This window comes from Pandoraea sp. B-6 (assembly GCF_000282835.1).
Classification (GTDB): domain Bacteria; phylum Pseudomonadota; class Gammaproteobacteria; order Burkholderiales; family Burkholderiaceae; genus Pandoraea; species Pandoraea cepalis.
On record NZ_AKXS01000153.1, the window covers coordinates 23441 to 32336 of the forward strand.

9 protein-coding genes are annotated in these 8896 nt (G+C 60.9%); 6 read left to right on the forward strand and 3 right to left on the reverse strand.

Translation table 11 applies throughout. The features are described from left to right. Window position 1 precedes the first annotated feature (1 nt). The 3 genes from A985_RS0101255 to A985_RS0101265 form a co-directional block, all read right to left on the reverse strand. Window positions 2–1501, reverse strand: a complete 1500-nt coding sequence (locus tag A985_RS0101255; RefSeq protein WP_017231618.1) for an FAD-dependent monooxygenase — start codon at window positions 1499–1501, stop codon at window positions 2–4. A 56-nt stretch (window positions 1502–1557) separates the two neighbouring features. Continuing rightward, window positions 1558–2631: a porin gene (locus tag A985_RS0101260; protein ID WP_026131531.1), complete on the reverse strand. Its 1074-nt coding sequence runs from the start codon at window positions 2629–2631 to the stop codon at window positions 1558–1560. Between the two features lie 98 nt (window positions 2632–2729). Continuing rightward, complete coding sequence (locus tag A985_RS0101265; RefSeq protein WP_017231620.1) at window positions 2730–4064, reverse strand: MFS transporter; 1335 nt, start codon at window positions 4062–4064, stop codon at window positions 2730–2732. 167 nt (window positions 4065–4231) lie between these two features. On the opposite strand from A985_RS0101265, the gene A985_RS0101270 reads away from it, so the two are divergent. The 6 genes from A985_RS0101270 to A985_RS27290 all read left to right on the forward strand — a co-directional run bounded on the left by A985_RS0101270 (window position 4232) and on the right by A985_RS27290 (window position 8749). Continuing rightward, complete coding sequence (locus A985_RS0101270) at window positions 4232–5209, forward strand: LysR family transcriptional regulator (RefSeq protein WP_232424483.1); 978 nt, start codon at window positions 4232–4234, stop codon at window positions 5207–5209. A 173-nt stretch (window positions 5210–5382) separates the two neighbouring features. Beyond that, the gene (locus A985_RS23775; protein ID WP_017231622.1) at window positions 5383–6375 is read left to right on the forward strand and encodes a MerR family transcriptional regulator; all 993 of its coding nucleotides are present in this window, start codon (window positions 5383–5385) and stop codon (window positions 6373–6375) included. A 41-nt stretch (window positions 6376–6416) separates the two neighbouring features. Then, window positions 6417–7148, forward strand: a complete 732-nt coding sequence (gene folE, locus A985_RS0101280) for a GTP cyclohydrolase I (protein ID WP_017231623.1) — start codon at window positions 6417–6419, stop codon at window positions 7146–7148. A gap of 39 nt (window positions 7149–7187) precedes the next feature. After that, window positions 7188–7880, forward strand: a complete 693-nt coding sequence (locus tag A985_RS0101285; RefSeq protein WP_017231624.1) for a sigma-70 family RNA polymerase sigma factor — start codon at window positions 7188–7190, stop codon at window positions 7878–7880. Window positions 7881–7988: 108 nt separating this feature from the next. Next, on the forward strand, window positions 7989–8564 hold the full coding sequence (locus tag A985_RS0101290) for a lipocalin family protein (RefSeq protein WP_017231625.1): 576 nt from the start codon (window positions 7989–7991) through the stop codon (window positions 8562–8564). Further along, window positions 8561–8749 (forward strand): DUF2256 domain-containing protein, encoded by a 189-nt coding sequence (locus A985_RS27290; RefSeq protein ID WP_083902148.1) that lies wholly within the window; start codon window positions 8561–8563, stop codon window positions 8747–8749. Before A985_RS0101290 ends, A985_RS27290 begins: the two co-directional genes overlap by 4 nt. The last annotated feature ends 147 nt before the right edge of the window (window positions 8750–8896 follow it).

The window sequence follows — 8896 nt, forward strand, 5'->3', positions numbered from 1 at the left end:
GTCACCGCTTCAGCCATTTGCCAAGTTGCACGTCGACGTCTTCTTCGCGAGCCAACGTCTCGCTTGCCCACGCGACATAGCCATCGGGACGCACCAGCAATCCCTTGACGGCTTCGAGCGCCGCAGGAATGCGTGCGACACGAGCCCTGAGCACACTCACCGGCCGACCGGTAACGTCGATCGATTCGAACTGACGTGCAAAGCCGTCCAGATCGATCAGCAAGAATTTCCGCTCGCGCAACGCCTGCGTGATCGCCACCGATCGGCCGTCGAGCAAGACCAGATCGATATCTGGGCAACGCTGCCCGGTCAACGGATGGCTGCCGGGATCGCACGGATAGGCCGTCTCCAGACCATTGAGTTCGAGCACCAATTTGCGTTGCACCTCCGGCAGCGGAATCAGGTGCTCCTGCATCCGCCGCTTGAGCGCGACGGCCTCGGGGCCGAAGTTGAATTGCAACGCGCACTGCGCCTTTACGCTCTCGAGCAGCCGGCGCATGACCGGAAGGCGTTCCGCATCGTAGGTGTCGAGCGTCTTGGCGTCCGCCACGCCGTTGATGACGTTGGCCAGCTTCCAGCCAAGGTTGAACGCGTCCTGCAAGCAGAAGTTCATGCCTACGCCACTGGACGGATAGTGAATACGGGCGGATTCCCCTACCAGAAACACACGCCCCTGCCGAAGGGTTGGCACCGCGCGCATCTGGTCATCGAAACGCGAAGCCCAGCGGTATCCCTTGATGCCGTAATCGGTGCCATGCACGTCACGAATGCACTGCAACACCTCATCGAGCGTCACCGGCTCGTCCTTCGGTGCGTGCCGCCGATCACGATGCACGATATTGAATCGCGTAATGCCTTCGCCGAATACGTAGCCACGCACCCACCCCATCTCGTTGTCCACATTGATACGTCCCCCCGGCCACGGCGCCTCAAGCTCAGCGTCGACAACAATGCCGCGAAACGTCCCCGAATGCCCGTCGAACGGAAGACCCAGCTTGGAACGCACGACGCTACGCCCGCCATCCGCGCCGACAACGTACTGGGCGCGCAGCGTCGAGAGATTTCCGGTGGAATCGGATAGCGCAAGCTCCACGCCGTCATGCAACTCACGCACGTCACGGACTTCCTCGCCTCGCCGGATCACCGCTCCCGATTCAGCGGCCCACTCCCACAGGACTTCCTCGGTCTTGTTCTGCGGCAAACCCAGCGTGAAGCCGAAGCGCGTCTCGAGGTACTTCCATTCGATCGGATGGAATCCCGCCCAAATGTGCGATGGTCGATACGGATAGTCCGCAATTTCACGCGTCTTTCGGATCAGTCGATCAGCGATGCCTCGGGTATCGAACAGCTCCAGAACCCGCGGCAAAATCGTGCCTGCGCGCGACTGCACGCCTTCGGTGCGTCGCTCAATAACAAGCGTCTTTACGCCGGCGCCGGCCAACTCGGCAGCCATCGTCAAACCCGACGGGCCACCGCCGACAACAATCACATCCCACTGCATTGCATTTTCTCCATCAGAACCCGAGACTGAACTGGCCGACATGTTCACGTTGCCGGTTAAAAGAAGTGCGTGACACCGGCCTCAAGCACCGCCTGGTGCGATGCCGACGCCGGCGGTTGATTTCGAAGCACAGCAAACTGGCCTGACCCTGCGAACTGAAACACGCCGAGGAGGTAAAGACTGGTGCGTTTCGAAAGGGCATAGTCGATATGCCCGTGAAACTGATTCCACTTGTAAGACTCGAGTTTTGTGTACGAGTAGCCACCGCCAATTCGCGTCTGCGGCGTCACGTACTTGTAGGCGCCTACATCAATCGATTGCGCCGTGGCCGATGCGCCAGCAGCCGATAGGCGCGTGTAGCTGTAGTTACCCATCACGCGCCAGCCGTCGTTCACGTACGCGACGCCCACCGTGCTGGTGTTCTGGTTCTGGAATACCGATGCCGCAGGCGTCTTCGTGAAATCCAGACCGTACAGGTGCGACACACCCAATTTGAGCCCCGGCGCATACGGAACGCCATGGACGGACTCCCAAACGGCAACGGATTGCCACGGCCCCGCCGTGTAAGCCACTTCGGCACCGACGACGCGGCCCGTGTTGGTGGTCGAGCCCGCCTGCCCGATCCCGTACATCAGACCGAACTGAAATCCGCCATAGAGGGGTGACTTGTATTTGAACGAGTTGTTCAGGGCGTTGCCGACCGTTCTGTCAAGATTTCCCGGATGCGTCGCGAGAAGTGACGTAAACCGCTCTGAGGTGAAGGGCACCAGGTCGGCCAGCAAGTCGTACATCGAACCCATGGTCAACGTACCTTTGCTCGCGGAACTCAACCCGACGAAGCTTTCGAATGGCGCGTCGGTTCCGTTATTGAGAAACGCGTAGCGGCTCAAGCGGAATACCGCGGAGGTATCGCTGTCGATCACTTCCTTACCCGAGATCGCAAAGAACGGCACGGCGTGGGTATTGGTGGCTTGCCACAGTGCTCCGCCACCGATTCGGCTGGCGTTACTGGTGTACGAGACACCCATACCAAGCAGCCCGGAGAGCGTCACGCTCGATTGAGCATGAATGGATGCGCTTGCCGATAATAATATCGCAGTACTAATAAATTTTATTTTTACGAGCTTCATTTAAGCGTCTCCTGGCTATTGTTTTGTGTTTCTCACCTCACGCATGTCGCAATGCGCGATCGCACGCGGGTGCGTTGTTAAGCAAGATCAACACCGAATCAAGGCGCACCCACTTGCGTCGCAACGTTCGACATGACGCTTTCGGTACGCGACACACACCGATACAGCGCTGCAGACGCCACCAGTGCGATCCCCCCTGACATGGCGAATACAACTGCCATTGCATTGGGCAAGGCATCGGCACTACCGGCGAACAGGAGTCGCCCGACGAGGGCAATGAGCGTGGGCGAAAGGCCCTGACCCAGCAACCCATTCAACACGAGCACGATCGCCATGACGATGCCGATCGACTGCGTGGGTACGACGCGCGCCACGATCGTCGAGGTGACGGACATGAAGGTCCAGGAGAAAAGAACAACCAGCGCATCGACGATCCAGAACGTCTGCAGCGTTCCCGTCAGCACCAGCGCCACCGTGAGTACCGCAACGGCAATACTCGTCACCATGCCCACCCGGGCGACGCTGGTCAGCGCCGCCGCTCTGCGCTCCATCGCCATTCCTGCCAACCAGAGCCCGAGCGGCCCCATGGTCAGCAGCACGGCCCCCTGAATCAGCCCGATCTCCCTCATGCCGAGATGAAAGCGTCGAACGATCACGGTTGGCAGCCACGCCGCCAGGCCGAACGTGATGATGGCGTTCGCCACGACAAAGAGGAACAGCGGTCCGAAGATGGCACGATGCGCCCAGAGATAAGTGGCGAGGTGGTGCGTGCGCCGCGGCAGGTTCGTCGCGCCGTCGCGTTGACGCCCCGGATCCTTGCTCAGGAAAATCATCACGCTCATCGGCACCCCGACCAATCCGATCAGGAACAACGTCATCTGCCACGCGGTCACGTTCCCAAGGAACGGGATGGTGTTCATACCGGACAGGTGGATGGCGCTCATCAACGGACCGCCAAGGACCAGCGACAGTCCGGTGCCAAGCATCAACGCCATCGTATAGACGGAGAGCGCTCGCGCGCGGCGGTCCTCGTCCACACCGTCGCGAATCAGTGAATACGAGGACGGGGGAATCAACGCCTCGGCCCCACCCACAATGACGCGCGCGGCCACCAGGACGGCAAAGGTGGTCGCTGCAGCGTTGGCCGCGACTGCCAGTGACCACACCAACACCCCGGCGGCAATGATCAGACGACGGTCGAATCGATCGGCCAGCCAGCCCGCCGGCAATCCCACCACGATATTGGCCACCGCAAATGCCGCCCCAATCAAAAAGCTGATTTGCACGTCGCTCACACCGAAATCACGCTGGATCGGCGCGACCATGAGTACCAGGATGTTCTTGTCGATCTGGGCCAGCATGGTCATCAGTGTCAAGGTGCCGACCAGCCCCCACTGGGCAAGCCGCGAGCCCGCCTTACGATACGCCTGCATAGGTTCATGTCTCCGTGATGCTTGTTGGTTTCCAGGCTATGGCTGCCTGTTGAGCCGATTATAGGTATCGCATGACATTTATATAATTTATTGTTTAAATACGGTGCATCCACACCGTAAATATCAAAAAGGTCATGCGATTCAATAAGCTCGATCTCAACCAACTCGTGGTACTCGATGCCCTTCTATCCACTCGCAGCGTCGGCAAAGCCGCCGAGCGTTTGTTCTTGAGCCAGCCCGCGACCAGTTGTTCGCTGTCCCGCCTGCGCGAGTATTTCGAGGACGAGTTGCTCGTGCCGGTGGGAAAAACGCAGGTACTCACACCGCTAGCCGAGGAGTTGGCAAAACCCGTGAGGGACGTCCTGCTCCAAATCCAGACGATCACGCGCGCACGTCCCACGTTCGATCCTGCGACATCGACACGTCGCTTCACGATAGAGGCGTCCGACTATGTGATCAGTGTGTTCCTGTCGGAAGTGGTCAAGCGGGCGACAACGCTGGCGCCCCTGATGCAGTTCGATTTGCGCGCGATCAGTCCGCAGACGCCCGAGCATCTGGAGAACGGCGAGGCAGAACTGCTGATCGCACCAGAGTTCGCCAAGGTTGCCGGCCATCCGGCGGAGCCTTTGTTCGACGACACGTTTTCGTGTCTCGTGTGCGCCGAGTACCGAATGGCGGGTGACCGGCTGACGGAAGACGAGTACTTCGACGCCGCTCATGTTGGTGTGGAATGGGGGGGCGGTCGTCGCATTACCTTTGACGCCCGCTTACTCTCCACGAGCAAGCGGACACGGCGCCAGACGGTGATCGCGCCAACCTTCACACTCGTCCCGGCATTGCTCGTGGGAACGTCTCGGATCGCCACGCTCCCCTCCCGACTGGCGCATCAAATGGCACAACGTTTCCCGCTTCGCGTGCTGGAATGCCCGGTCGGCATTCCAGCCTTTACCGAAAACCTTCAATGGCACAAGTATCAAGAACGTGATCCGGCCATCGCATGGCTACGGTCGCTGTTTCGTGAGACCGCCGAACGCTTGCCCCCTGTCTCGACCCCCGGCGAAGAGGCCGTCCGTAAATCAGGCGCTGGGCGCGGGACGCATCGGCGCGTCGAACCCAAAATCAAACGATCGAAAACCGCAAATTAGCTGCGTGCCAATCCGTCAGCGTAGTAGCGACAACGCCGTGTTTCGGACGCAGGCGACGGAGATAGACAATGCGAGTCGATATTTAGACTCATATACTGCAAATTCCATACATTGAGTTTGTTTTATTGACTCATAATATAATTTGAGTTAATTTACGGCTCATTGAGTCGCTTTTGCACGACAACGGCCTCAGGGTGGAGGAGACAGTGGACACAGTTCGACGGTATCGAAGCGGCGAGGCAGCCAAGCTCGTCGACATGCCTGCGGCGACGTTGCGTATCTGGGAGCAACGGTATGGCGTGGTGTCACCGCCCACCAGCGCCTCGGGTCAGCGCTTATATTCCGATGTCGATGTCCATCGTCTGAAGACGATCAAGGCACTGGTGAACCGAGGGCACGCCATCAGCTCGATTGCCCACTTGGACGGCGATCAGTTGAGACAATTGGCGAGCGGAGACAGCGACCGCGCGCTTACGACCGCCCCCATGCGAGACACGAACCTCTTCATCGTGGGGTTTGGCGAAAGCGTGACGCTTGAGATGCCGAAAGGCGTCAATGCCGTCCAGCTCGACACCGTTCAAGATGTCCCCTCCCCTGGCGGCAACGAGTCCGTTGCGAACTGCCTCGTCATTCGGGTTGAGGCACTCCACGAAGACGTTGTCCTATCTATCGTCACGGCAGCGCAGCGACTAATGTGTGACGACGTGCTCGTCGTCTATTCCTTTGGCACGACTCGGGCGGCTGAACTGGCGAGCTTGGAAGGCATCAACCTCAGGCGAGCTCCCAACGCCTTGTTACACGCGAACGACCTCCTCGCCGAGTACCTGCAGACGTGGCGCCGCAGCGATTCCAGCAACGAAGACCAGGAACGGATCTGGCGCAGGACGCCACGCCGGTTCGACAACGACACGCTGATCAGCGTGGTTTCCCGCTCCACGACCATCGCTTGCGAGTGTCCCAAGCATCTCGCCGAACTGGTGCTGCAGATTGCCGCGTTCGAGCGTTATAGCGATGAATGCGAGTCGCGCTCACCGGCCGACGCGCTGCTCCATCGACACCTCGGCGACGCGGCCAACAAGGCCGTTGCCATGTTCGAAGCCGCCCTCGCCGCCGTGGCTGAGCACGAAGGCTGGCCCATTCCGGCGACCACGCCCGGAGACCGCTGAACGGCGAGACGCATCGGCGCATTCCTTTTCCGGAGAACCTCATGGGCGCGATTATCGATTCGCAACCGGCCATCACGAAGGGTGCCGCAGAGGGCATCCCGTTGTCGCAAGTCGTCCGGCAGCGCTTGCGCAACGCCGGTGTCCGGTTTCACGCCAACGACAACATCGCCCCCTACCTGCGCGAAGGCGATGTCGAGACATTGCAGGGCGAAGTCGCGACGCATATCGAGAACGCGCTTCGCGCGCTCGTCATCGACGTCGACAACGACCACAACACGCGTGAAACCGCGAAGCGCGTGGCGAAGATGTTCGTCCGCGAAGTGTTCTCGGGCCGTTACGAACCGCCGCCCGCGGTCACGGAATTCCCGAACATCGGGCAACTGAACGAACTCACGCTGATCGGGCCACTTCGCGTGCGGAGCGCATGCTCGCATCATCTCTGCCCGATCATGGGTCGCGCGTGGATTGGCGTTTTGCCCGCGGCGAATTCGAACCTGCCCGGTCTGTCCAAATACGCCCGCTTGCTGAATTGGGTCATGGCACGACCACAGATTCAGGAAGAAGCCGTCAAGCAGATCGCCGACTTGCTCGAAGAAAAAATCGCCCCCGACGGACTCGCCGTGGTGTTGGAGGCGGACCACTTCTGCATGCATTGGCGGGGGACCAAAGACGACGGGGCGCGCATGGTAAGCAGTGTCATGCGGGGACGTTTCCTCGAAGATCCCGCGTTGCGCCGCGAGTTTCTGGCATTGATGCCCGACCGCTCGCAGTAACGGCATCGATCCCGCAGCATCCTCCCTGGAGACGCCGCGATGACAACCATCGACATCAGTCAATACGCTTGTCCAACGGACTCGGGCGTCGCGGGTGGCGCGTCGAAGAACGCGCCCGCGAGTGCGAGTGCGTGCTCGAGCGCGGCCGGTGACAGCGCGGGTGCCGTCCGCGTGTCGGCTCGTCCTTCCCTCGGCGATTGCACCGACCTGACGGGTCTGCTGACGCTTGCCCAGCTCGGCGACGAGGATGCGTTCGCGCAGCTGTACCGGCATACCTCGTCCGTGCTGTTCGGCGTCATCCTCCGCGTGATTCATCATCGCGCCGAAGCCGAAGATATTCTTCAGGACGTCTATATGGCGTTGTGGCAGCGTCGTCTGGTGTTCGATGCGCAACGCGGCGACGTGCTTCCGTGGATTTCGACCATCGCCCGGAACCGAGCCATCAGCTATCTACGCAAACGACAACCGATTCCGCTGGACGAGACCCTCATGTCGTCCATCGCTGCGGATTCCGCCCCGCCGCCGGAACTGACCGAAAGAGATCGCGAAAAGCAACGACTCTCGATGGCAATGACCGCCCTCTCTGCGCAACAGCGGCAGGCCATTACGATCGCCTACTTCGGCGGTTTCACCTACACGGAACTTGCACGAACGCTGGGTGTACCGGAGGGCACTGCCAAAAGCTGGATTCGTCGAGGCCTCGCCAAGCTCCGGGATGTGCTCGAGTCCTGAAAATTCGCGCCGGCGGTCACGCTTGCGCATACCGATAGTCGATGCCAACGTGCTTGATGGACGACGGACGCAAACACAGGCTTTCCATTCACCGACACAGGGACTTCCATGACCAACGCTGTTCCCGCCAAACGATCCGTCGCGCTGCGGTGGCTGAGCGCGCTCTCGTTCGCGTTCCTCCTGCTCTCCGGGTGCGCCAACACGCGTCCGCCGCCTGGGGTCTCCCCCGTGTCGCCCTTCGATGTGAGTCGCTATCAGGGCCGCTGGTACGAACTGGCTCGCCTCGACCATGCGTTCGAGCGCGGCATGACCGACGTGTCCGCCACCTACACGCCGCAGTCAGATGGCAGTATTCGCGTGCTCAACCGAGGCTTCGATACGTCGAACGGCCGGTGGCAAGCGGTGACCGGCAAGGCGCTGCTTACCGGGTCGCCGTCTGTCGCATCGCTGAAGGTATCGTTCTTCGGGCCGTTCTACGGCGGTTACCACGTGGCCGCCATCGACCCCGACTATCGCTGGGCGCTGGTCGTGGGGCCGAATACCGGCTACTGCTGGATTCTCGCGAGGGAGAAGCATCTCGGCGCGGACGAGCTGAAGCGTATTGTGGCGCGTGCGCAAGCGCTGGGGGTCGATACGGCGTCGCTTGTCTGGGTGTCTCATGATCGTGTCGATCCCGCCAAATGACCCAGCACGGCAAGGCGTTTCTGCCCAGCAAGGTGTGTCAAGCGTGCAGCCGGCCCTTCACCTGGCGCAAGAAATGGGCGAGGGTGTGGGACGACGTCAGGTACTGTTCCGAGCGATGCCGGCGGGTGCGTCGCCCGGAGCCGGTACAATCGGGACAAAATACCTTCGGCAAACCCTTCCGATGATGTCAGTTTCATCCATCCGCCTCATCCCTTCAGCCCCTTCCGCCCGTCCTGTCCGGGCAGCGCTTGCCCTGGCAGCACTGGCCGCCGCCCTGGCCGGCTGCGCGGGCCCCCGGCCGCAGGCCACACCGGAGACCCCGCCAACCGCCA

Coding starts and splice junctions, on each gene's coding strand:
- A985_RS0101265 (WP_017231620.1), bottom strand. CDS start 4,064: ATGCAGGCGTATCGTAAGGCGGGCTCGCGGCTTGCCCAGTGGGGGCTG.
- folE (WP_017231623.1), top strand. CDS start 6,417: ATGGGCGCGATTATCGATTCGCAACCGGCCATCACGAAGGGTGCCGCA.
- A985_RS27290 (WP_083902148.1), top strand. CDS start 8,561: ATGACCCAGCACGGCAAGGCGTTTCTGCCCAGCAAGGTGTGTCAAGCG.
- A985_RS0101290 (WP_017231625.1), top strand. CDS start 7,989: ATGACCAACGCTGTTCCCGCCAAACGATCCGTCGCGCTGCGGTGGCTG.
- A985_RS0101255 (WP_017231618.1), bottom strand. CDS start 1,501: ATGCAGTGGGATGTGATTGTTGTCGGCGGTGGCCCGTCGGGTTTGACG.
- A985_RS0101285 (WP_017231624.1), top strand. CDS start 7,188: ATGACAACCATCGACATCAGTCAATACGCTTGTCCAACGGACTCGGGC.
- A985_RS0101260 (WP_026131531.1), bottom strand. CDS start 2,631: ATGAAGCTCGTAAAAATAAAATTTATTAGTACTGCGATATTATTATCG.